This window comes from Pseudomonas shirazica (assembly GCF_015168335.1).
Classification (GTDB): domain Bacteria; phylum Pseudomonadota; class Gammaproteobacteria; order Pseudomonadales; family Pseudomonadaceae; genus Aquipseudomonas; species Aquipseudomonas asiatica.
In genome coordinates, this window is sequence record NZ_CP063456.1 from 3,869,063 (window position 1) to 3,890,143 (window position 21,081).

Annotated in this window: 19 protein-coding genes; 10 read left to right on the forward strand and 9 right to left on the reverse strand. The window is 63.2% G+C overall.

All coding sequences use genetic code 11. The features are described 5' to 3' along the window. Positions 1 to 28 precede the first annotated feature (28 nt). Positions 29 to 2,185 (forward strand): mechanosensitive ion channel family protein, encoded by a 2,157-nt coding sequence (locus IMX18_RS17865; RefSeq protein ID WP_015269279.1) that lies wholly within the window; start codon positions 29 to 31, stop codon positions 2,183 to 2,185. A gap of 112 nt (positions 2,186 to 2,297) precedes the next feature. Here IMX18_RS17865 and phnR read toward each other — a convergent pair whose 3' ends face one another. Then, entirely contained in the window at positions 2,298 to 3,011 is a 714-nt protein-coding gene (gene phnR / locus IMX18_RS17870) for a phosphonate utilization transcriptional regulator PhnR (protein WP_054573875.1), read from the reverse strand. Between the two features lie 315 nt (positions 3,012 to 3,326). Here phnR and IMX18_RS17875 point away from each other — a divergent pair, with 315 nt between their 5' ends. From IMX18_RS17875 to IMX18_RS17900, 6 genes are all read left to right on the forward strand, one after another. Further along, entirely contained in the window at positions 3,327 to 4,391 is a 1,065-nt protein-coding gene (locus tag IMX18_RS17875; protein ID WP_015269277.1) for an ABC transporter substrate-binding protein, read from the forward strand. Between the two features lie 146 nt (positions 4,392 to 4,537). Then, positions 4,538 to 5,344: an alkaline phosphatase family protein gene (locus IMX18_RS17880; RefSeq protein WP_013971416.1), complete on the forward strand. Its 807-nt coding sequence runs from the start codon at positions 4,538 to 4,540 to the stop codon at positions 5,342 to 5,344. Beyond that, positions 5,341 to 6,192: an ABC transporter permease gene (locus IMX18_RS17885; protein ID WP_039614575.1), complete on the forward strand. Its 852-nt coding sequence runs from the start codon at positions 5,341 to 5,343 to the stop codon at positions 6,190 to 6,192. Before IMX18_RS17880 ends, IMX18_RS17885 begins: the two co-directional genes overlap by 4 nt. Continuing rightward, positions 6,182 to 6,976, forward strand: a complete 795-nt coding sequence (locus IMX18_RS17890; protein ID WP_013971414.1) for an ABC transporter permease — start codon at positions 6,182 to 6,184, stop codon at positions 6,974 to 6,976. The genes IMX18_RS17885 and IMX18_RS17890 overlap by 11 nt, the downstream gene beginning before the upstream one ends. A gap of 1 nt (position 6,977) precedes the next feature. After that, positions 6,978 to 7,967 (forward strand): ABC transporter ATP-binding protein, encoded by a 990-nt coding sequence (locus tag IMX18_RS17895; protein ID WP_217190915.1) that lies wholly within the window; start codon positions 6,978 to 6,980, stop codon positions 7,965 to 7,967. Between the two features lie 14 nt (positions 7,968 to 7,981). Then, entirely contained in the window at positions 7,982 to 8,635 is a 654-nt protein-coding gene (locus IMX18_RS17900) for an HAD family hydrolase (protein WP_015269274.1), read from the forward strand. 117 nt (positions 8,636 to 8,752) lie between these two features. On the opposite strand, the gene IMX18_RS17905 is transcribed toward IMX18_RS17900, so the two are convergent. Beyond that, positions 8,753 to 9,715: an NAD(P)H-quinone oxidoreductase gene (locus IMX18_RS17905; RefSeq protein WP_100413204.1), complete on the reverse strand. Its 963-nt coding sequence runs from the start codon at positions 9,713 to 9,715 to the stop codon at positions 8,753 to 8,755. Between the two features lie 144 nt (positions 9,716 to 9,859). On the opposite strand from IMX18_RS17905, the gene IMX18_RS17910 reads away from it, so the two are divergent. Both IMX18_RS17910 and IMX18_RS17915 read left to right on the forward strand, forming a co-directional pair. Next, entirely contained in the window at positions 9,860 to 11,941 is a 2,082-nt protein-coding gene (locus tag IMX18_RS17910) for a carboxy terminal-processing peptidase (RefSeq protein WP_013971410.1), read from the forward strand. Positions 11,942 to 12,057: 116 nt separating this feature from the next. Further along, a complete protein-coding gene (locus tag IMX18_RS17915) occupies positions 12,058 to 13,026 on the forward strand; it encodes an EAL domain-containing protein (RefSeq protein WP_061303092.1) in 969 nt (322 codons plus the stop codon). 61 nt (positions 13,027 to 13,087) lie between these two features. On the opposite strand, the gene IMX18_RS17920 is transcribed toward IMX18_RS17915, so the two are convergent. The 4 genes from IMX18_RS17920 to bamJ form a co-directional block, all read right to left on the reverse strand. Next, positions 13,088 to 13,456: a hypothetical protein gene (locus IMX18_RS17920; protein WP_013971408.1), complete on the reverse strand. Its 369-nt coding sequence runs from the start codon at positions 13,454 to 13,456 to the stop codon at positions 13,088 to 13,090. Next, on the reverse strand, positions 13,453 to 13,791 hold the full coding sequence (locus IMX18_RS17925; RefSeq protein ID WP_015269271.1) for a helix-turn-helix domain-containing protein: 339 nt from the start codon (positions 13,789 to 13,791) through the stop codon (positions 13,453 to 13,455). The genes IMX18_RS17920 and IMX18_RS17925 overlap by 4 nt, the downstream gene beginning before the upstream one ends. Positions 13,792 to 13,902: 111 nt before the next feature. Beyond that, positions 13,903 to 14,343 (reverse strand): YkvA family protein, encoded by a 441-nt coding sequence (locus tag IMX18_RS17930; RefSeq protein ID WP_015269270.1) that lies wholly within the window; start codon positions 14,341 to 14,343, stop codon positions 13,903 to 13,905. 292 nt (positions 14,344 to 14,635) lie between these two features. Continuing rightward, positions 14,636 to 15,400 carry a BamJ family beta-barrel-assembly machinery protein gene (gene bamJ, locus IMX18_RS17935; protein WP_003257347.1) on the reverse strand — a complete coding sequence of 255 codons (765 nt, stop codon included), beginning with the start codon at positions 15,398 to 15,400 and terminating at the stop codon, positions 14,636 to 14,638. A gap of 311 nt (positions 15,401 to 15,711) precedes the next feature. Between bamJ and IMX18_RS17940 the strand changes: the two genes are divergently transcribed. Next, positions 15,712 to 17,031, forward strand: coding sequence for a hypothetical protein (locus IMX18_RS17940; protein WP_137108969.1), 1,320 nt, complete (start codon positions 15,712 to 15,714; stop codon positions 17,029 to 17,031). Here the strand turns inward: IMX18_RS17940 and pcaQ are convergent. From pcaQ to nirB, 3 genes are all read right to left on the reverse strand, one after another. Next, the gene (gene pcaQ / locus IMX18_RS17945; protein WP_015269268.1) at positions 17,022 to 17,954 is read right to left on the reverse strand and encodes a pca operon transcription factor PcaQ; all 933 of its coding nucleotides are present in this window, start codon (positions 17,952 to 17,954) and stop codon (positions 17,022 to 17,024) included. The two genes, IMX18_RS17940 and pcaQ, sit on opposite strands and share 10 nt — an antisense overlap. 167 nt (positions 17,955 to 18,121) lie before the next feature. Next, complete coding sequence (gene nirD, locus IMX18_RS17950; RefSeq protein ID WP_015269267.1) at positions 18,122 to 18,484, reverse strand: nitrite reductase small subunit NirD; 363 nt, start codon at positions 18,482 to 18,484, stop codon at positions 18,122 to 18,124. Beyond that, the gene (gene nirB, locus IMX18_RS17955; RefSeq protein ID WP_217190916.1) at positions 18,484 to 21,036 is read right to left on the reverse strand and encodes a nitrite reductase large subunit NirB; all 2,553 of its coding nucleotides are present in this window, start codon (positions 21,034 to 21,036) and stop codon (positions 18,484 to 18,486) included. The genes nirD and nirB overlap by 1 nt, the downstream gene beginning before the upstream one ends. Between the last annotated feature and the right edge of the window lie 45 nt (positions 21,037 to 21,081).

Genomic DNA, 21,081 nt, shown 5'->3' on the forward strand with positions numbered 1-21,081 from the left:
AATCGTTTGACCTGAGGTAGTTTTGCCAGTGCCTGCTCTCCTGCGTTGCCTGTTCCTGCTGCTGTTCCTGTTTGTCACCCCGTTACAGGCTGCGGGCCTGCCAGGCCTGCTGGGTGGCAGCGCGCCCGCGCAGCCAGAAGCCAGCGAACCGCTGGGCAAGTCGCTGGACGAGGTGATCAAGAACCTGGAAAACGACCAGCAGCGGGCCAAACTCCTGGCCGACCTGAAAAAGCTGCGCGACGCCACCAGGCAATCGCAACCCACCGTCGAACAGGGCGTGCTCGGCCTGATCGGCGGCGCCCTGCATGACTTCGAAAAGCAGTTCAGCGGCGATGCCAGCCCGTTCCATCGCTGGGCCGCGGAAATCGAACAGGCCCAGGCCGAACTGACCGAGTTGATGGTGCCGGTGCACCAGTGGCCGGCCATTCTGTTTGGCTTTGCCGCCGTCATCGCCGTCTGGAGCGTGCTGGCCTACGCCTTCAACTGGGTCGGGCATCGGGTACGCCTGCGTTTTGGCCTGAGCGAGGAACTGCCGCAGCACCCGCGCACCTGGGACCTGGTGCGCTTTGCCCTGCGCAAGCTGGGCCCGTGGCTGGTGGCGCTGGTGTTCACCGTTTACCTGAGCTTCGTGCTGCCGCCGTCGCTGGGCAAGTCACTGGCCATGGTGCTGGCCTACGCACTGGTGGTCGGCACCTGTTTCTCGGCCATCTGCGTGATTGCCTTCTCGCTGCTCGACGGCCCCCACCGCCACCGCGCCCTGTACATCCTGCGCCACCAGGCCTTCCGCCCGCTGTGGCTGATCGGCAGTTTCGCCGCGTTTGGCGAAGCGATGAGCGACCCGCGCCTGATGGTCGCCCTCGGTACCCACCTGGCCCACGCCCTGGCCACCCTGGCCAACGTGATCGCGGCGCTGTGCACCGGGCTGTTCATCCTGCGCTTCCGTCGCCCGATCGCCCACCTGATCCGCAACCAGCCGCTGTCACGGCGCCTGACCCGGCGCACCCTCAGTGACACCATCGAGATCCTCGGCAGCTTCTGGTTCGTGCCGGCACTGATCCTGGTGGCGATTTCGCTGTTCGCTACCTTTATCTCGGCCGGCGACACCAGCACCGCCCTGCGCCAGTCGCTGATGTGCACGGTGCTGGTGGTGGTGTGCATGGTGCTCAACGGCCTGGTGCGCCGCCACGCCGCCAACCCCAAGCGCGCCAGCAAGCGCCAGGCGGTGTACGCCGAACGCCTGCGCAACTTCGGCTACCTGCTGGTGCACCTGTTCATCTGGCTGGTGTTCATCGAACTGGGGCTGCGTGTGTGGGGCCTGTCGATGATCAGCTTCGCCGAAGGCGACGGTCACGACATAAGCGTGCGCCTGCTGGGCCTGGCCGGCACGCTGATCGTCGCCTGGCTGGTGTGGATCCTTGCCGACACCGCCGTGCACCACGCCCTGGTGCGTTCGCGCAGGGGCCTGGCCAACGCCCGTGCGCAAACCATGATGCCGTTGATCCGCAATGTGATGTTCGTGGTCATCTTCATCATCGCGGTGATTGTCGCCCTGGCCAACATGGGCATGAACGTCACCCCGCTGCTGGCGGGTGCCGGTGTGATCGGCCTGGCCATCGGCTTTGGTGCCCAGTCGCTGGTGGCCGACCTGATCACCGGGTTGTTCATCATCATCGAGGACTCGCTGGCCATCGACGACTACGTGGATGTGGGCGGCCACCTGGGCACGGTGGAGGGGCTGACCATCCGTACCGTGCGCCTGCGTGACATCGACGGCATCGTGCATACCATCCCGTTCAGCGAGATCAAGAGCATCAAGAACTACTCGCGCGAGTTCGGCTACGCGATCTTCCGCGTGGCGATCCCGCACAGCATGAACATCGACCAGGCCATCACGCTGATTCGCGAAGTGGGGCAGAAGCTGCGCAACGACCCGCTGATGCGCCGCAACATCTGGTCGCCGCTGGAGCTGCAGGGGGTGGAGAGCTTCGAGTCGGGGTCGGCGATCTTGCGGGCGCGGTTCAAGACTGCGCCTATCAAGCAGTGGGAGGTTTCGCGGGCGTTCAACCTGGCGTTGAAGCGGCAGTTGGATGAGGCGGGGCTGGACCTGGCGACGCCGCGATTGTCGGTGCAGGTGGTCACGGCGGCTGGTGGCACGATGGCAGATGGCAACGCCGTATCGAACTAGGGCCGCTTCGCGCCCCATCGCGACACAAGGCCGCTCCTACAGGAGTACGCGTTTCCCTGTAGGAGCGGCCTTGTGTCGCGATGGGCTGCAAAGCAGCCCCAAAAAACCATGGTCAACCCGCCTGGGCGCGGATGCGGATGGCATCATGCCGCCAATACTCCAGGTCGCAGTCGATCAGGTGCCCATGCTGGTCACTGTTGACCCGGGTGATATGCAACCCGGGGCTTCCCGCCGACACCTTCAAGGCACTGGCCGCCTCCACCGGCAACGCCGTCGGCAAGATCTCGAAGCACACCTGCCCATACTGGATACCGTACACCCGCCCATAAATCTCGGTCAGCGACTGGGCCAGGTCCTGTTCGAGAATCTCCGGGAAGTACCGGGGGTTGAGGTAGTGCTCGGCATACAGCACCGCCCGCCCATCGATCCGCCGCAACCGGCAGATACGTACCACGCTGGACAACGCCGGCAGTTGCAAGCGCGCACAGATGGCCGCCGACGCCGGCTGCAGCCGAGCCGACAAGAGTTCGGTACTGGGCACCCGCCCCTGGTCGCGGACCATGGCATGGAAGTGGCTGCGCTCGATCAGGTCGTAGGTCAGCCGCTCGGGCGCGACGAACCAGCCGCGACGCTCTTCGCGGTAGATCAGCCCCTGGGCTTCCAGCTGCACCAGCGCCTCACGCAGGGTAATGCGCGTGGTATCGAACACCTCGCTGAGCTTGCGCTCGGCCGGCAGCTTGCCGCCCGGCGCCAGCAGGCCGTGCTCTATCTGTTCCTGCAGGGCGTGACAGATGGCTGTTACCGCACGCGGTGGCATCGGCTGCATCAAAGGTTACCTATCTGGACTAGTCCAGCCCCAGAACAGGGCACTTGGAGAATAGTGCAAGCCTAGGCAGGGCTGATGAACATCCTGTGACAAGGCTTTGGCCAAACACTGCCAGAAACGCGCCAAGCCAGCAGAACCGGGGCGGTTCCGTGGTCTACGCTGTAGCTTCAGGGCCTTCACCGGCCCTTCCCTACATCAAACTGTCACGCAAGCAGCCTACCTTGGCTCAAGGTTTGCTGACCTAGACCAACGGTCACCAGACAACGGCTTCACTCATAACAACCATCGCTAAAGGCACCCACCAAGGAGCTTCGGATGAAAAAGTTGTTCATGGCGTCACTGCTCGGTTCGGCCATCGCCCTGTGTACCACGGCCATGGCCGCCGATACCGACCTCAAGGCCCTGGAAGACGCCGCCCGCAAGGAAGGCAACGTCAACAGCGTGGGCATGCCCGATGCCTGGGCCAACTGGAAAGGCACCTGGGAAGACCTGGCCAGCAAGTACGGCCTGAAGCACAGCGACACCGACATGAGCTCGGCCCAGGAAATCGCCAAGTTCGAAGCCGAGAAGGACAACGCCAGCGCCGACATCGGCGACGTGGGTGCCGCCTTCGGCCCGATCGCCGTGAGCAAGGGCGTGAGCCAGCCGTACAAGCCGAGCACCTGGGACCAGGTGCCGACGTGGGCCAAGGACAAGGACGGCCACTGGGCGCTGGCCTATACCGGCACCATCGCCTTCATCATCAACAAGGACCTGGTCAAGGAAGGCGAGCGGCCAACGACCTGGCACGACCTGGAAAAAGGCAAGTACAAGGTTGCCATCGGTGACGTCGGCACCGCAGCCCAGGCCGCCAACGGCGTGCTGGCAGCGGCTATCGCCTACAAGGGTGACGAGACCAACCTGGCACCGGGCCTGCAACTGTTCACCAAGCTGGCCCAGCAGAAGCGCCTGTCGCTGGCCAACCCGACCATCCAGACCCTGGAGAAGGGCGAGGTGGAAGTGGGCGTGGTGTGGGACTTCAACGGCCTGAGCTACCGTGAACAGATCGACCCCAAGCGTTTCGAAGTGCTGATCCCGTCGGATGGCTCGGTGATCTCCGGCTATACCACCATCATCAACAAGTACGCCAAGCACCCGAATGCGGCCAAGCTGACACGTGAATACATCTTCAGCGATGCCGGGCAGATCAACCTGGCCAAAGGGCATGCGCGGCCGATCCGTGCCGAGCACCTGAAGCTGCCGGACGATGTGCAGGCCAAGTTGCTGCCCAACGAACAGTACAGGGCTGCGCAGCCGATCAAGAATGCCGAGGCCTGGGAAGCGAGCTCGAAGAAACTGCCGCAGATGTGGCAGGAGCAGGTGATCATCGAGATGGAATAAGGGGCTATCTTCTGTAGCGCCTGGACTGGCCTCATCGCCGGCAAGCCAGCTCCCACAGGTACCCCACTGGGTTTGAATCCTGTGGTAGACCTGTGGGAGCTGGCTTGCCGGCGATGAAGGCAACGCGGTTTATGACTGGAGCCACCATGCAACACAACGTCATCCTGGTCCTGCTCGACGGCCTCAACTACCAGGTCGCGCATCACGCCATGGGCCACCTGCACGCCTACGTCGAGGCCGACCGTGCCGCGCTGTACCGCGTGGAATGCGAACTGCCGTCGCTGTCGCGGCCGCTGTACGAGTGCATCCTCACCGGTGTACCGCCGATCGACAGCGGCATCGTGCACAACAACGTCAACCGTCTGTCCAACCAGCGCAGCGTGTTCCACTACGCCCGCGAGGCCAACCTGGGCACTGCGGCTGCGGCCTATCACTGGATGAGCGAGCTGTACAACCGCTCGCCATTCGACCCGCAGCGCGACCGCCATACCCACGCACCGAAGCTGCCGATCCAGCACGGGCTGTTCTACTGGGACGACCGTTACCCCGATTCGCACCTGCTGGCCGATGGCGAATACCTGCGCCGCCGCCACGCCCCCAATTTCCTGCTGGTGCACCCGATGAGCATCGACGATGTCGGCCACCACCACGGTCTGGACAGCAGCCAGTACCGCAACGCCGCACGCAGCGCCGACATCCTGCTGGCAGACTACCTGCCAGGCTGGCTCGAAGAGGGCTACCAGGTACTGGTTACCGCCGACCACGGCATGAACAACGACCGCTCGCACAATGGCCTGCTGACCGAGGAGCGCGAAGTGCCGCTGTTCGTCTTCGGCGATGCCTTCAGCCTCGATCCTGCGGCCAAACCGCTGCAGACCGAGTTGTGCGGGACCATCTGCGAGCTGCTCGGCGCGCCGCATGACAAGACCGTCTGCCGGGAGCTGCTGAAGTGACCACACCCAAGAGCAGCAACACCCGTGGCCGCTACCTGGCCCTGCTCTGCCTGCTACCGTTCGCCGTGTTCTTCGTCATCTTTCAGATCGCCCCGCTGGCCTGGGTGGCGATCAACAGCCTGCAATCGGAAGCGGGTTGGGGCGTGGACAACTTCAGCAAGGTATTCGCCTCGAAGTTCTACCTGCAGGCCCTGCAACGCAGCCTGGAAATCAGCTTCTGGTCAAGCCTGTTCGGCATCGTCATCGCCACCCTGGGCGCCTACTCGCTGCGCCAGGTGGACTCGAAGCTGCGCGACTTCGTCAGCGCCTTCGCCAACATGACCAGCAACTTCGCCGGGGTGCCGCTGGCCTTCGCCTTCATCATCCTGCTCGGTTTCAACGGCGCGCTGACCCTGCTGCTGAAGCAGGTCGGCCTGCTGGAGGACTTCAGCATCTATTCCAAGAGCGGGCTGATCCTGGTGTACACCTACTTCCAGATCCCGCTTGGCGTGTTGCTGCTGTACCCCGCGTTCGACGCACTGCGCGAAGACTGGCGCGAGTCGGCCGCACTGCTGGGTGCCAGCCACTGGCAATTCTGGCGGCACATCGGCCTGCCGGTGCTGACCCCGGCACTGCTGGGCACTTTCGTCATCCTGTTGGCCAACGCCCTCGGTGCCTACGCCACCGTGTACGCGCTGACAACCGGCAACTTCAACGTACTGCCGATCCGCATCGCCGGCCTGGTGGCAGGTGACATCAGCCTCGATCCCAACCTGGCCAGCGCCCTGGCGATGGTACTGGTGGGGCTGATGACGCTGGTCACGGTGGTGCACCAATGGCTGCTGAAAAGGAGCTACCATGCGCGCTGACGCCCGTTCCGGCGGCTGGTACCACCGCGCCGTGGTCTACCTGCTGTTCCTCATCCTGCTGCTGCCGCTGGCCGGCACCCTGCTCTACTCGCTGGCCACTAGCTGGTCGGCCAGCCTGCTGCCCAGCGGCCTGACCTTCAAGTGGTACATCGCGCTGTGGAGCGAGCCGCGCTTCCTGGCCGCCTTCGGCCAGTCGCTGCTGGTGTGCGTGGGCGCGCTGCTGCTGTCGGTGGTACTGATCCTGCCGCTGCTGTTCGTGGTGCACTACCACTTCCCGAGGCTCGATGCGCTGATGAACATCCTCATCCTGCTGCCGTTCGCGGTGCCGCCGGTGGTGTCGTCGGTGGGGCTGCTGCAGCTGTATGGCAGCGGGCCCATGGCCATGGTCGGTACACCGTGGATCCTGATCGGCTGCTACTTCACCATCGCCTTGCCGTTCATGTACCGGGCCATTACCAACAACCTGCAGGCGATCAACCTGCGCGACCTGATGGACGCCGCCCAGCTGCTGGGCGCCAGCACCTGGCAGGCGGCGCTGCTGGTGGTGCTGCCGAACCTGCGCAAGGGCCTGATGGTGGCACTGCTACTGTCGTTCTCGTTCCTGTTCGGCGAGTTCGTGTTCGCCAACCTGCTGGTCGGCACCCGCTACGAGACCCTGCAGGTGTACCTGAACAACATGCGCAACAGCAGCGGCCACTTCAACAGCGCGCTGGTGATCTCGTACTTCGCCTTCGTGCTGGTACTGACCTGGGTCGCCAACCGCCTGAACAAGGACAAGACCTGACATGAGCTTCGTCAGCGTACAGAAACTGCAAAAAAGCTACGCCGGCAGCCCGGTGTTCGAGAACATCGACTGCCAAATCGAACGCGGTGAGTTCGTCACCCTGCTTGGCCCGTCCGGTTGCGGCAAGTCCACGCTGCTGCGCTGCATCGCCGGGCTGACCCCGGTGGACAGCGGGCAGATCCTGCTCGACGGCCATGACATCGTACCGCTGAGCCCGCAAAAGCGTGGCATCGGCATGGTGTTTCAAAGCTATGCGCTGTTCCCCAACATGACCGTGGAGCAGAACGTCGCCTTCGGCTTGCGCATGCAGAAGGTCAAGGCCGACGAAAGCCAGGCCCGGGTGCGCGAGGCGCTGGAACTGGTGGAACTGGGCAACTTCGCCGGGCGCTACCCGCACCAGTTGTCCGGCGGCCAGTGCCAGCGCGTTGCCCTGGCCCGCTCGCTGGTCACCCGCCCGCGCCTGCTGCTGCTCGACGAACCGTTGTCAGCGCTGGATGCGCGCATCCGCAAGCACCTGCGCGAGCAGATCCGCGCCATCCAGCGCGAGCTGGGGCTGACCACCATCTTCGTCACCCACGACCAGGAAGAGGCGCTGACCATGTCCGACCGCATCTTCCTGATGAACCAGGGGCGCATCGTCCAGAGCGGCGATGCCGAAACCCTGTACACCGCGCCGGTGGACCTGTTTGCCGCCGGCTTCATCGGCAACTACAACCTGCTCGACGCCGACAGCGCCAGCCGCCTGCTGCAGCGCCCGGTGACCAGCCGCCTGGCGATTCGCCCCGAGTCGATCACCCTGGACAACAACGGTGAACTGGACGCCGAAGTGCGCAGCCACAGCCTGCTGGGCAACGTGATCCGCTACCGGGTGCGGGTGCGCGAGGTGGAACTGGTGGTCGACGTACTCAACCGCTCACCGTCCGACCTGCACGCGGACGGGCAACGGGTAAGCTTGTCGATCGACCCCACGGCGCTACGGGAAGTGGCCTAAGGAGAATCAACACCATGGCACTGGCAATTTTCGATCTGGACGAAACCCTGATCCACGGCGACTGCGCCTCACTGTGGAGCGAGCAGATGGCCCGGCTGGGCTGGGTCGACGGCAAAGCCTTCCTGCGCCGCGACCATGAGTTGATGGAAGCCTATGGCAAGGGCCACCTGCGGATGGAGGACTACATGGCCTTCAGCCTGGAGCCGATTGCCGGGCGCACCCTGGAAGAGGTCGAGCACCTGGTAGCACCGTGGGTCGAAGAGGTGATCGAGCCAATCATCTACGGTGACGCCTGCCGCTGCATTGCCGAGCACCGCAAGCGCGGGGATCGCATCCTGATCATTTCGGCGTCGGGTACGCACCTGGTCGGGCCGATTGCGGCGCGGCTGGGGGTGGACGAATACCTGGCGATCGAACTGGAGGCGGTGAACGGGGTTTATACCGGCAAGACCCACGGGGTGCTGACCTATCGCGAAGGGAAGATCACGCGGTTGCTGGAATGGCTGGACCAGGAGCAGGAGAACCTGGAAGGGGCGACTTTCTATTCCGACTCGCGCAACGATTTGCCGCTGTTGCTGAAGGTGGATCATCCGCATGTGGTGAACCCGGATGCGGTGTTGCGGGAGCATGCCGAGATCAATGGCTGGCCGATTCTGAGCTGGACTTGAGGGCCATGGGGGCGCTTTGCGCCCCTTTCGCGACACAAGGCCGCTCCTACAGGAGATCGCTTTCCCTTGTAGGAGCGGCCTTGTGTCGCGATGGGCTGCAAAGCAGCCCCGGCAATCTCAAGCCAGGCCTGGGTCGATCACCATCACCAGCTTGCCCGACACCTGGTTGGTCTCAAGCTCGGCATACGCCGCCTGGGCAAACTCCACCGGGTAGGTGTCCACCAACTGCGGCGACAGGCGCCCTTCGGCAAACAGCGGCCACACCTGCTGCTGCAACTCGCGCAGCAGTTCGGCCTTGAAGCCGTCATCGCGGTTGCGCAGTGTGGAACCGGTAATCTCCAGGCGCTTGCCCAGTACCTGTGCCAGGTCCAGCTCGAACTTGCGCCCGCCCATCAGGCCGATGATCACCCAGCGCCCGTCACGCGCCAGCAACTTGAGGTTGAGCTCGCCGTAGCTGGCGCCCACCGGGTCGAGAATCACGTCGAACGGGCCGAAACCTTCCAGCGCTTCCAGGTTTTCGTTACGTACCACACCACCGGCGGCGCCCAGCGCCTCGCAGTAGGCCAGGCGGTCCTGGGAACCGACGCTGACCCATACCGGGCTGCCGAACGCCTTGCACAGCTGGATGGCGGCCGAGCCAACGCCACTGGCGCCAGCGTGCACCAGCACCTTCTCGCCAGCTTTCACGCCACCCAGCTGGAAGATGTTCAGCCAAGCAGTGGCATATACCTCCGGCAACGCCGCCGCTTCGTGCAGGCTCAGGCCTTCGGGCACCGGTAGCACGTGGCGGGCATCCACCACCACTTCCTCGGCCATGGCGCCGCTGGCCAGCAGCGCACACACCCGGTCACCCACCCGCCAGCCGGCACCGGCCCCCACTTCCTCGATCACCCCGGCGCACTCCAGGCCCATGTACGGGCTGGCGCCTGGCGGTGGTGGGTACAAACCTTTCATCTGCAGCAGATCGGCGCGGTTCAGCCCCGCAGCAGCCACGCGAATGCGCACTTGACCCGCGTCGCAGGCCGGGCGCTCGGCCTCAACCCAAGCCACATGTCCGTCAACGCCTTGCAATGCCTTCACAGTGCCTCCATAGTTGAATCATATGACCGAGCCTGGGAACGCCAAGTCCCCAGGCTTTTTGCAGTATGCATCCGGTTTTTTGCAACCGGTGAACAGAAAAGACGGCCTACTATGCGTGATCAATTGTCTCCACGTCGAATCAGCATGAAGCATTTCCTCCCAAGCACCGCCCTGGCGCTGATGATCGGCCTGGGCAGCCTCACGCTCGGCGGCAATGCGGCGGCCGCCAACAAATGGGACAGCCTGCAGCCGGACCGCGACGAGATCGTCGCCAGCCTCAACGTGGTGGAATTGCTCAAGCGCCACCACTACAGCAAGCCGCCGCTGGACGACGCCCGTTCGGTCATCATCTATGACAGCTACATCAAGCTGCTGGACCCGGCGCGCAGCTACTTCACCGCTGCCGACATCGCCGAATTCGACAAATGGAAAACGCAATTCGACGATTTCCTCAAGAGCGGCAATCTGGACCCGGGCTTCACCATCTACAAACGCTATCTGGACCGCGTCAAGCAACGTCTGGACTTTGCCCTGGCCGAGCTGAACAAGGGCGTGGACAAGATCGACTTCAACGCCAAGGAAACCTTGCTGATCGACCGCAAGGACGCCCCGTGGATGAAGGACCAGGCCGAGCTCGACGATTTGTGGCGCAAACGCGTCAAGGACGAAGTGCTGCGCCAGAAGATCGCCGGCAAGGAACCCAAGCAGATCCAGGAAACCCTGACCAAGCGCTACAAGAACCAACTGTCGCGCCTGGACCAGACCCGTGCCGAGGACATCTTCCAGGCCTACATCAATACCTTCGCCCAATCCTACGACCCGCACACCAACTACCTGTCGCCGGACAATGCGGAAAACTTCGATATCAACATGAGCCTGTCGCTGGAAGGCATCGGCGCAGTGCTGCAAAGCGACAACGACCAGGTCAAGATCGTGCGTCTGGTGCCGGCAGGCCCGGCGGCCAAGACCAAGCAGGTGGCACCGGCCGACAAGATCATCGGTGTGGCCCAGGGCAACAAGGAGATGGTCGACGTGGTCGGCTGGCGCCTGGACGAAGTGGTCAAGCTGATCCGCGGCCCGAAAGGCTCGGTGGTGCGCCTGGAGATCATTCCTGCCAGCAACGCGCCTAGCGACCAGACCAGCAAGATCGTGTCGATCACCCGCGAGGCGGTGAAGCTCGAGGAGCAGGCAGCGAAGAAGTCGGTGCTCAAGCTCAAGCAGGACGGGCGTGACTACAAGCTGGGCATCATCGAGATCCCGGCCTTCTACCTCGACTTCAAGGCCTATCGCGCCGGTGACCCGGAGTACAAGAGCACCACGCGTGACGTGAAGAAGCTGCTGACCGAGTTGCAGAAAGAAAAAGTCGACGGCGTGGTCATCGACCTGCGCAACAACGGCGGCGGCTCGCTGCAGGAAGCCACCGAGCTGACCAGCCTGTTCATCGAGAAAGGCCCAACCGTGCTGGTGCGCAACAGCGACGGCCGTGTCGACGTGCTGGAAGACGAAAACCCCGGTGCCTTCTACAAGGGCCCATTGGCACTGCTGGTCAACCGCCTGTCGGCCTCGGCTTCGGAGATCTTCGCCGGTGCCATGCAGGACTACCACCGTGCGCTGATCATCGGCGGCCAGACCTTCGGCAAAGGCACCGTGCAGACCATCCAGCCACTCAACCATGGCGAGCTGAAGCTTACCCTGGCCAAGTTCTACCGGGTTTCCGGGCAGAGCACCCAGCATCAGGGCGTGCTGCCGGACATCGACTACCCGTCGATCATCGATACCAAGGAGATCGGCGAGAGCGCCCTGCCCGAGGCCATGCCGTGGGACACCATTCGCCCGGTGGTCAAGCCGGCGGCCGACCCGTTCAAGCCGTTCCTGGCCCAACTCAAGGCACAGCATGAAGCGCGCAGCGACAAGGATGCAGAGTTCACCTACATCCGCGACCGCCTGGCCCTGACCCAGAAGCTGATGAACGAAAAGACCGTCAGCCTCAACGAGCAGGACCGTCGTGCACGCCACGATGCAATCGAGGCCAAGCAGCTGGCACTGGAGAACATCCGCCGCAAGGCCAAGGGTGAAGAGCCGCTGAAGGAGCTGAAGAAAGAGGACGAGGACGCGCTGCCGACCGAGGATGAAAACACCAAACCGGAAGACGATGCCTACCTGTCGGAAACCGGCCGCATCCTTATCGACTACCTGAGTGCAAGCACCAAGGTGGCCAAGAAGTAAGACTGTGGCAATGATGGCAAATTAGCTCTACTTGTCATCAAACAGTCATCGCGCTGTCGTGAAATAGAGGGGCCGGGCGTGGAATCGCCCGGCCCTTTCATTTTCAGGAATACGCCATGACCGTCGCCGAACAGCTCAGTGCCTTGAGTGCCATCCTGGCTCAACGCAGCATCCACAGTCTGTTCCAGCCGATCATGTGCCTGAGCGAGCAACGGGTTTTCGGACATGAGGCGTTAAGTCGCGGGCCGTCCAACAGCCCGCTGCACGCACCGCTGAACCTGTTTACCATCGCCCGCCAGGCCGGCCGCCTAACCGAACTGGAGGCTGCCTGCCGGGAAAGCGCCTGCCGGCGTTTCAGCGAACAGCAGTTGCAGGGCAAACTGTTTCTCAACATCTCGCCAGAATCGCTGCTCGAGCCGCACTACCCGTCCGGGCAGACCCTGAAACTGCTCGGACAGGTCGGCCTGCCGCCTAGCCGGGTGGTAATCGAGCTGACCGAACACACCCCGACTGACGACTTCCAGCTGCTGTCCAACGCCCTGCACCACTACCGGGACATGGGCTTCTCGATTGCCATCGACGATCTGGGAGCGGGTTATTCAAGCCTGCGCCTGTGGTCGGAGCTGCGCCCCGAATATGTGAAAATCGATCGCCACTTCATCGATGGCATCCACCGCGACCCGCTCAAGCGTGAATTTGTCGGTTCGATATTGCAGATTGCCCGAGCGTCGAAGGCGCAGGTAATTGCCGAAGGCATCGAGATGGCGGAGGAGCTGGCGGTGCTGGTAGAAATGGGGGTGGACCTGGTGCAGGGCTATCTGCTGGGGCGGCCGCAGGAGCTGGGGGTGCGCGAAAGCCGGCCACTACCGGCGCTGATGAACGTTCCGCAGGCCGGACAGCCGACGGTGCGGCTCAATGCGACGATTGGGCAGTTGCTGGAGTTGTTTGGCCGACACCGGCACCTGGAGGTATTGGAGGTGGTGGATGCCGATGGCAGGGCTTGCGGATTGATTCACAGGGATGCACTGCCTGTTCCGGCCCTATCGCCGGCAAGCCGGCTCCCACAGGCTCACCACACATCTTGAACCTTGTGCAGTACCTTGTAGGAGCGGGTTTACCCGCGAAGAGGCCGGGACAGGCAACGAATCAGGCCGTTTCGGGATAGCTGTACTCGAACACCCTGACCACCTCGGAGGCATGCCATGAGGCTGCTTCCATGCCGTCGACCGGCCCGGAAAATCGGCCCAACCGTTCAACGCACTCAAAAAACCCGGTACGCGGCAAACGGCTGGCACCCTGACTGATCACCAGCGAGCTGCGCAATGGCTGCTCGGCGCGGGCATCCAGCACCGCCAGATACTCCAGCGCGGCCGTCAGCGTCTGCATGGCCGGGCTGGGCAACTGCAAGCGCTCGATCAGCGCTCGATAGGTCAGCAAGTGACGTTGACGACGGGCCAGGTCAAGCTCGCCCAGCAGGTTATCCCAGTGCTGACGGCTGATCCTGACCTGGCTCATGATGGTTCGCTCCAGCCAGCCACCCCCAGATGCCAGGCCAGAGCACGGCGGATAGCAGCATCCGGCTGGCGTTCACCTGATTCGATCATGGCCAGGTATGCCGGGCTTACCCCGACATTGCGCGCCAACTGCTCAGGGGCAATGCCCTTTGCCTGGCGAATCTGTGCCACTTCGCTGAAGGCCGGCAATGGCGCACTGGCTACATCGCCCTGCGCTTCACTGGCAACTACCTCGGCTGGTGCCTGCCCAGCGGCCTTGAGCAGTGCCTGGTACTGTTCCCAGGGAACGACGGCGTACTCGGGTTGACCGTCCCGGCTGATGACCTGAATACCCATTACAAACCCCTTTAAAAAGGATTACAGCATGTAATCCGTAGGCATAACCCTTATGCCAATTATATTACCAACTCTGGGGTCTGTGCAGTTGCGCTGCGGTTGCGGCCAGTTTCACTGCGTGTTGCGTTCCAACCGCAGCGCTTCGGGGGTGGCCGGCAGCCGCTCGACCACGCGCAGCCGTTCGGGCGCCTGGCTGTCGCGCCAGGCCTTGAAGCGCGCCAGTTCGTCAGCCACGGTCTTCAGTACCCAGCCCAGCACCGCGATGTCATCAAGGAAACCCACGCCCAGCAGCCAGTCGGGGATGGCGTCGATGGGGCTGACGAAATACAGCAGCCCGGCGACGATGGTGACCAGCGCCTTGGGGCTGATGGCACGGTACTCGCCGCGCCACCAGGCCAGGCACAGCGACTGCAGCAGCTTCACGTCTTCACGCAGCTGGCCGATGCGCGGACCTTTGCGAGCTACCGCGAACAGCAAGGCGGGCAACCGGCCGCGGCTGAGCAGGCGCTCGGCCAACGGCAGGAAACGGGCAAAATTCCAGGGTGCGCTCATGGAGCCTCCAGAGGAAAAGGTTATCCACATTTATTGTGGATAACCTTGTGAACAGGGCGATGTTTCTGACCCCAGGTGCCTGCCAGGCAAGGGCCTCGGTCAGATCGGGCGTTTTTTACACAGTCGTTTCACACCGTGGGTGCGTACGCCGCAAACGATTTGCGTCAGAAGCATACTGCTTCTTCACGCTGCATTTCCTCGGACAGTATCAGCAGTTGCAGGTTCGTCCAACTACCCGGCACAAACGAAAACGCCCCGTCAGGACGGGGCGTTTTGCGTGAGCCAGCCAGTGTTACTTGGCAGGCGCTTCGGCCGGGGCTTCAGCAGGAGCTTCCGCTTCCGGCTCGGCGCCCTGCAACTGGGCCGGATCCTTGATGGCGATCAGTTCCAGGTCGAACACCAGAACCGAGTTGGCCGGAATCAGCGGGCTTGGGCTTTGTGCGCCGTAAGCCAGTTCAGCCGGGATGAACAGCTTGTACTTCTCGCCGACGTGCATCAGCTGCAGGCCTTCGACCCAACCCGGGATCACGCCGCTGACCGGCAGGTCGATCGGGCTGCCGCGCTCGACGGAGCTGTCGAACACCTTGCCATCGATCAGCTTGCCTTCGTAGTGGACGGTGACCACATCAGTCGCCTTGGGCTGCGGGCCATCGGCCTTCTTGACCACTTCGTACTGCAGGCCCGAGGCAGTGGTGACCACGCCTGGCTTCTTGGCGTTTTCCTCGAGGAATTTCTTGCCGGCGGAGGCGGCTTCTTCGCTGGCCTTGGCCAGGCGCTCTTCGGCACGCTTCTGCAGCGCAGTGAAGGCTTCTACCAGCTCTTCGTCCTTGATGCGCTGTTCCTTCTTGCCAACGGCGTCTTCGATGCCGAGGGCTACTGCTTTCGAATCAAGGTCTTCCATGCCTTCCTGAGCCAGGCTCTTGCCCATGTTCAGGCCGATACCGTAGGAGGCTTTCTGTGCCGGAGTCTTCAGCTCGGGGCTGCTGGTCTGTTGATCACAGCCAGCCAGTACCAGGCCTACCAGGGCAACCGCAGCCGCCAAACGATGCTGTTTCATGCTATTTCCTTGTTCATGCGCCAAAAGGGCAATCAGGGTAAAGCCGCGAGCTTAGCAGGCGGCCATGACCAATGGCTACCGGCATAGGAGCGGGTTTTGGTAAGGAAGTTCAGTAGTTAAACGCTTATTCATCAAAGGATGTGCAGCCACTGGCCAGTATTGACCTGAAAGCAGGTTTTTTCCTCCGTTACGTGCACGAGCCGCTTGAAGTACCTGTCATTTCTGCCAGTGGTGCCTCTCCACTGCACGGAGCCTAATCGAACCCCGGGCGAGATATGCCCATACGTCAAAACCAGTGAGGTTCGATGGACATGAACAGTGAACTCAAAACCAGAATGCCAATGCCAATGCCAATGCCACCTTCAGCAGCACGTATCACCGATGCATTGCAGCCGGCGCCTGTGGATGTGAGTTACGGAGAAGGCGGCTACAGCCACGTAGAGAGCCATGACCCCCTGCACGGTTCGGTTTGCGCCGACATTTGCGCGAGCCATATCAATTCGCGGCTTTACTATGCTGCCACATATAGATACCGGGCGGCTGACGACTACAATGGCAGCTTTATCCGGCAGCTGGACGAAAAAGGAATAGCCGAGTCCCCCTTCGCCAGCTTCAACGACTACCTCTCCAACCAGACTTTCACGCCAACGCAATTGGTCGAGGATCCAGACAACAAAAAGCTTCTTTGCCTTGGCAGGCTGTCCACCGGTAATAGCTTCACCATGCGCCTGTGGCGATTCGATGCTGATGGTAGCCTGGATCAGGGTTTTGCGAGCAAGGGCTACATTGACAGCGAAGAGTTGATGCTCGGTGCTGGCGCTATCTTGCAGTTGACCTCGCATGCGCACGGATACAAGTTGATTGCCACGAAGGACGGCAGGCCTTTCCTCATCGCGCTCGATGATAAGGGGGAGTTGAAACGTGGTTTTGGTAGCGACGGCTTTGTCGATCTCGACGCAGCGTTGAAGTATCCGCTTTCCACGGGAGCCGGATTCGCACTGGCCGCATTTGGCCAAAACGTCCTTGTAACCATAGTCGCGGTCGATTCTGAACACGACTTTTCCCTGCTGGCCAGCTTCAACGATGTCGGGGTACTCGACACCGGGTTCGCAGATCAAGGCGTCTTCAAAGCCCAGGACGGGACGTATCACTACGGTCTGTCCATCCATGAGCCGGCGATGGTAATCACCCTGCCCGGTGGCCATAGCGATGATTACGTAACAATGTACCCCGAGCTTCTGCGCCTGAGTGCCGATGGCAAGCCGCTGGCAGAATTCAACGGCGGCAAACCTGTACGGTTCGACACGCCGGGTGGCTGGCATTACATGCACGAGGTCAACGGTCGTCTCATGGGATACGGTAGTTTCTACAGCCACAACCGAGCGGTGTGCTACGCCCTTGAAGGTAACCTGGACACCCGATTCGTCTTTCCGGATGGCTTTGGAGAGCTGGGTGTAACCCCCTACATGGATGGTTTCCGCCCGACTATCGAGGCCTCTGTTGCCTTCGTGCCCGATAGCCAACGGTTGTTGGTCGCCGGACGAATATTCCGAGACAACCAGAAAGGTGCCAACGCTGTGATAGCAGCTATTTCCTACCAAGCCGGTCTTGGTGAACGCCCTCAGGGATAACTCCCCTGCCGATACTGCTCCGCCATCTCACGCAACACCTCGCATACCCACTGACCGGGCAGGCTCTGCGGCAAGGCAGCATTGCGACAGATGCCGACCGAGCCGCCCGGCTCGCGCACACCCAGGTCGAGCTCGACCAGCTCGCCCCGGCGCAGGTCGAGCAGCACCGCATCGCGCGGCGCCACCCACACTGCATCGCTGCCCAACAGGTAGCGCCGGCTCAGCGCCAGCGACAGGGTTTCCAGGCGCTGGGCGGGCATCTGGATGCCACATTGCACGAACAGGCTGTCGGCATGCTGGCGGATGGTGGTGCCGGCTGGCGGCAGCACCAGCGGGTAATGTCCAACCTCCCCGCGCTCTAATGGCTTGCTGGCCAGCAGCGGGTGGCCTGGCCGCACCACCAGGCTCATCGACTCGCTGTACAGGTGCTCGAACGACAGGCCCTGAATCTGCGGGCTGTCGGTCATGCGCCCGACCACCAGTTCCAGTTCGCCGAGGCGCAACTGGCCGAGCAGCTGCGCGCTGACCCCGGTGACCACACTGATCACCAGCGCCTCATGCCGCTGGTGCAGGCGGCACAGCACTTCGGGCATGAGCAGGCCTTCGACCGTGGACAGCACACCGATGCGCACCTGCGACGGCGCCCGCGCCTCGCCACGCAGGCTGCTGACGCCATCGCGCAGGGCCTGCACGCTGGGCCCGGCGTAGCGCATGAAACGCGTGCCGGCCGGGGTCAGCTCGACGCCCTGGCGGCTGCGCGCGAACAGGCGCGTTTCCAGCAGGTCTTCGAGTTCCTTAAGGGTCTTGGAGATGGCTGGCTGGCTGATTGCCAGGATGTCGGCAGCCCTGGCCAGGCTGCCCTGCCGGGCAATCTCCAGGAAGCACAGCAGGTGGCGGTACTTGATGCGGGTGTCGAGGTTCATGGGCTCAAGCTTACCGCATTGCTGGGTCTGGTTATGTATATTGCCTGTTCCGGCCTCTTCGCGGGCACGCCCGCTCCCACAGGGATCTCCACAGCTCTCCAGACCTGCGCAGTACCTGTGGGAGCGGGCGTGCCCGCGAAGAGGCCGGTGCAGGCGGCAGATGACTTTCAGGCCACAGCCAACTCCACCGCCTCCCCGTTCAACCGCACCGGCCACACCCGCAGGCGCTGCCCGCTATCCTCCAGGCACTCCCCGCTCTCCAGGCTGAAGTGCTGCTTGTACAACGGCGCCGCCACCACCAGCTCGCCCTGCACACTGCCCACCAGGCCGCGACCGATGATGTTGGCGCCGGACCTCGGGTCGCGGTTGTCCACCGCGTACAGCGGCTGCACCTGCCCCGGCAGGTAGAACAGCGCCACCTGGGCCCCGTCGAGCCAAACCACCACCCCGGAATCAGCCACCAGGTCATCCGCCTGGCACACCGCCTGCCAGTTCTCGTGGGTTTTCACAGCAGCATTGGACAAGTTCATCAGACAGCCTCCTCGACGGTTGGGATCAGGTGCAGTGGCGCAGCAGGCCGGCGCTGTTCGCGTTCGCGCACGAAGTGCACGTCCGGGTCGGCGCGGCGGTCGTTGACGAAAGTACGGAAGCGCTTGAGCTTCTCGGGGTCGTTGAGGGCGTTGGCCCATTCGCATTCATACTGGTCGACCACATGCTGCATCTGCGCCTCCAGCTCGCTGGCCAGGCCCAGGCTGTCGTCGATGATCACCTGCTTCAGGTAGTCCAGCCCACCTTCCAGGTTCTCGCGCCACACCGAGGTGCGCTGCAGTTTGTCAGCGGTGCGGATGTAGAACATCAGCACGCGGTCGATCAGGCGCACCAGGGTTTCGTCGTCGAGGTCGGTGGCGAACAGTTCGGCGTGCCGCGGGCGCATGCCGCCGTTGCCGCATACGTACAGGTTCCAGCCCTTGTCGGTAGCGATCACGCCGATGTCCTTGCTCTGTGCTTCGGCGCATTCGCGGGTGCAGCCGGACACCGCGAACTTGAGCTTGTGCGGGCTGCGCAGGCCTTTGTAGCGGTCTTCCAGGCGCAGGGCCATGCCGACGCTATCCTGCACGCCATAACGGCACCAGGTGCTGCCGACGCACGACTTTACCGTGCGGGTCGACTTGCCGTAGGCGTGGCCGGTTTCGAAGCCGGCCTCGATCAGCTCGCCCCAGATCAGCGGCAGCTCGTGCAACTGGGCGCCGAACAGGTCGATGCGCTGGCCGCCGGTGATCTTGGTGTACAGGTCGTACTTTTTCGCCACCTGGCCGATCACGATGAGCTTGTCGGGGGTGATTTCACCACCGGGGATGCGCGGCACCACCGAGTAGGTGCCATTCTTCTGCATGTTGGCCATGAAGGTGTCGTTGGTGTCCTGCAGCGGCACCAGCGCCGGGTCCATGATCGGCTGGTTCCAGCACGAGGCAAGGATGCTGCCCACCGCCGGCTTGCAGATATCGCAGCCGACATGGCCCTTGCCGTGGCGTTCGAGCAGTTCGTTGAAGGTGCGGATACCCTCTACCCGCACCAGCCCGTACAGCTCCTGACGGGGGTAGGCGAAGTGCTCGCACAGGCTCTTGTCCACCGCCACGCCACGGGCGGTCAGCTCGTGCTCGAACACCTGCTTGAGCAGTGCCGCGCAACCACCACAACCGGTGGCGGCCTTGGTGCAGCCCTTGACTGCGGCAAGGTCGCCGCAGCCGCTGTCTATGGCGGCGCAGACCGCGCCCTTGCTGACGTTGTGGCACGAGCAGATGGTCGCGCTATCGGGCAGCGCATCGGCGCCCAGGGCCGGTGCGCCGCCGCCTTGCGGCAGGATCAGTGCCGCGGGGTCGGCTGGCAGGGCGATGCCGTTCTGGGCGTATTGCAGAAGGGTGTCGTAGTAGCTGTTGTCGCCCACCAGCACCGCACCGAGCACGTGCTTGCCGCTGGCATCCACCACCAGCCGGCGGTAGGCGCTGTTGGCTTCGTCGATGAAGCGGTAGCTGCGTGCGCCCGGGGTGGCGCCATGGGCATCGCCGATGGAGCCGACATCCACGCCCAGCAACTTGAGCTTGGTCGACATGTCGGCACCGGTGAATTCGCCAGCGGCCTCACCCATCAGCAAAGCCGCCAGGTTGCGCGCCATGCTGTAGCCAGGGGCGACCAGGCCGAACACGCTGCCGTTCCACGAGGCGCACTCGCCGATGGCGAAGATGCGTGGGTCGCTGCTGCGGCAATGGTTGTCGATCACCACGCCGCCACGCGCGGCGATGTCCAGGCCACAGGCACGGCCCAGGGCATCCTGCGGGCGGATACCTGCGGAGAACACGATCAGGTCGGTTTCCAGGTGCTCGCCGCCATCGAAGTTCATGCGGTAGCGGTAGTCTTCACCCGCACTGATCGACTGGGTGGCCCGCGACAGATGCACGCCAACACCCAGCGCTTCGATCTGTGCCTTGAGCGCGGCACCGCCCTCGCCGTCCAGCTGCACCGGCATCAGCCGTGGGGCGAACTCCACCACGTGGGCTTCCAGGCCCAGCGACTTGAGGGCGTTGGCTGCTTCCAGGCCAAGCAGGCCACCGCCCACTACCACGCCACGTCGGGCACTGGCTGCGGCAGCGCGGATGGCGTCGAGGTCGTCGAGGGTGCGGTAGACCAGGCGGGCATTGCCGCTGGAACCTTCGATCGGTGGCACGAAGGGATAGGAACCCGTGGCCAGCACCAACTGGTCGTAGCCGTAGCGGCCCTCGGCGGTAACCACTTCGGCGTGCTCACGGTCGATTTCCAGCACCCCTTCACCGAGGTGCAGGTGCACACCGTTGGCGCCGTAGAAGTCCTGCCCGCACAGGGCCAGGGTTTCGGCACAGCTGCCGCCGAAGTACTCGGACAGGTGCACGCGGTCGTAGGCACGCTGGCGCTCTTCGCCGAACACATGCACTTCGAAGCGCTGCAAGCCGCCGCGGCTGACCAGTTGTTCGACGCAATGGTGGCCGACCATGCCGTTGCCGACGATGACCAGTCGCTCTCGTTGCCCGCTGCTCGCTGTTGCCTTCATAAGCCGATCCTCGATCAAAAAAAAAGCGCCTGGAGCCGAAGCTCC

Coding starts and splice junctions, on each gene's coding strand:
- IMX18_RS17915 (WP_061303092.1), top strand. CDS start 12,058: ATGACCGTCGCCGAACAGCTCAGTGCCTTGAGTGCCATCCTGGCTCAA.
- IMX18_RS17920 (WP_013971408.1), bottom strand. CDS start 13,456: ATGAGCCAGGTCAGGATCAGCCGTCAGCACTGGGATAACCTGCTGGGC.
- IMX18_RS17910 (WP_013971410.1), top strand. CDS start 9,860: ATGAAGCATTTCCTCCCAAGCACCGCCCTGGCGCTGATGATCGGCCTG.
- phnR (WP_054573875.1), bottom strand. CDS start 3,011: ATGCAGCCGATGCCACCGCGTGCGGTAACAGCCATCTGTCACGCCCTG.
- nirB (WP_217190916.1), bottom strand. CDS start 21,036: ATGAAGGCAACAGCGAGCAGCGGGCAACGAGAGCGACTGGTCATCGTC.
- IMX18_RS17895 (WP_217190915.1), top strand. CDS start 6,978: ATGAGCTTCGTCAGCGTACAGAAACTGCAAAAAAGCTACGCCGGCAGC.
- IMX18_RS17940 (WP_137108969.1), top strand. CDS start 15,712: ATGAACAGTGAACTCAAAACCAGAATGCCAATGCCAATGCCAATGCCA.
- IMX18_RS17930 (WP_015269270.1), bottom strand. CDS start 14,343: ATGAGCGCACCCTGGAATTTTGCCCGTTTCCTGCCGTTGGCCGAGCGC.
- IMX18_RS17875 (WP_015269277.1), top strand. CDS start 3,327: ATGAAAAAGTTGTTCATGGCGTCACTGCTCGGTTCGGCCATCGCCCTG.
- IMX18_RS17890 (WP_013971414.1), top strand. CDS start 6,182: ATGCGCGCTGACGCCCGTTCCGGCGGCTGGTACCACCGCGCCGTGGTC.
- IMX18_RS17900 (WP_015269274.1), top strand. CDS start 7,982: ATGGCACTGGCAATTTTCGATCTGGACGAAACCCTGATCCACGGCGAC.
- nirD (WP_015269267.1), bottom strand. CDS start 18,484: ATGAACTTGTCCAATGCTGCTGTGAAAACCCACGAGAACTGGCAGGCG.
- bamJ (WP_003257347.1), bottom strand. CDS start 15,400: ATGAAACAGCATCGTTTGGCGGCTGCGGTTGCCCTGGTAGGCCTGGTA.
- IMX18_RS17880 (WP_013971416.1), top strand. CDS start 4,538: ATGCAACACAACGTCATCCTGGTCCTGCTCGACGGCCTCAACTACCAG.
- IMX18_RS17925 (WP_015269271.1), bottom strand. CDS start 13,791: ATGGGTATTCAGGTCATCAGCCGGGACGGTCAACCCGAGTACGCCGTC.
- pcaQ (WP_015269268.1), bottom strand. CDS start 17,954: ATGAACCTCGACACCCGCATCAAGTACCGCCACCTGCTGTGCTTCCTG.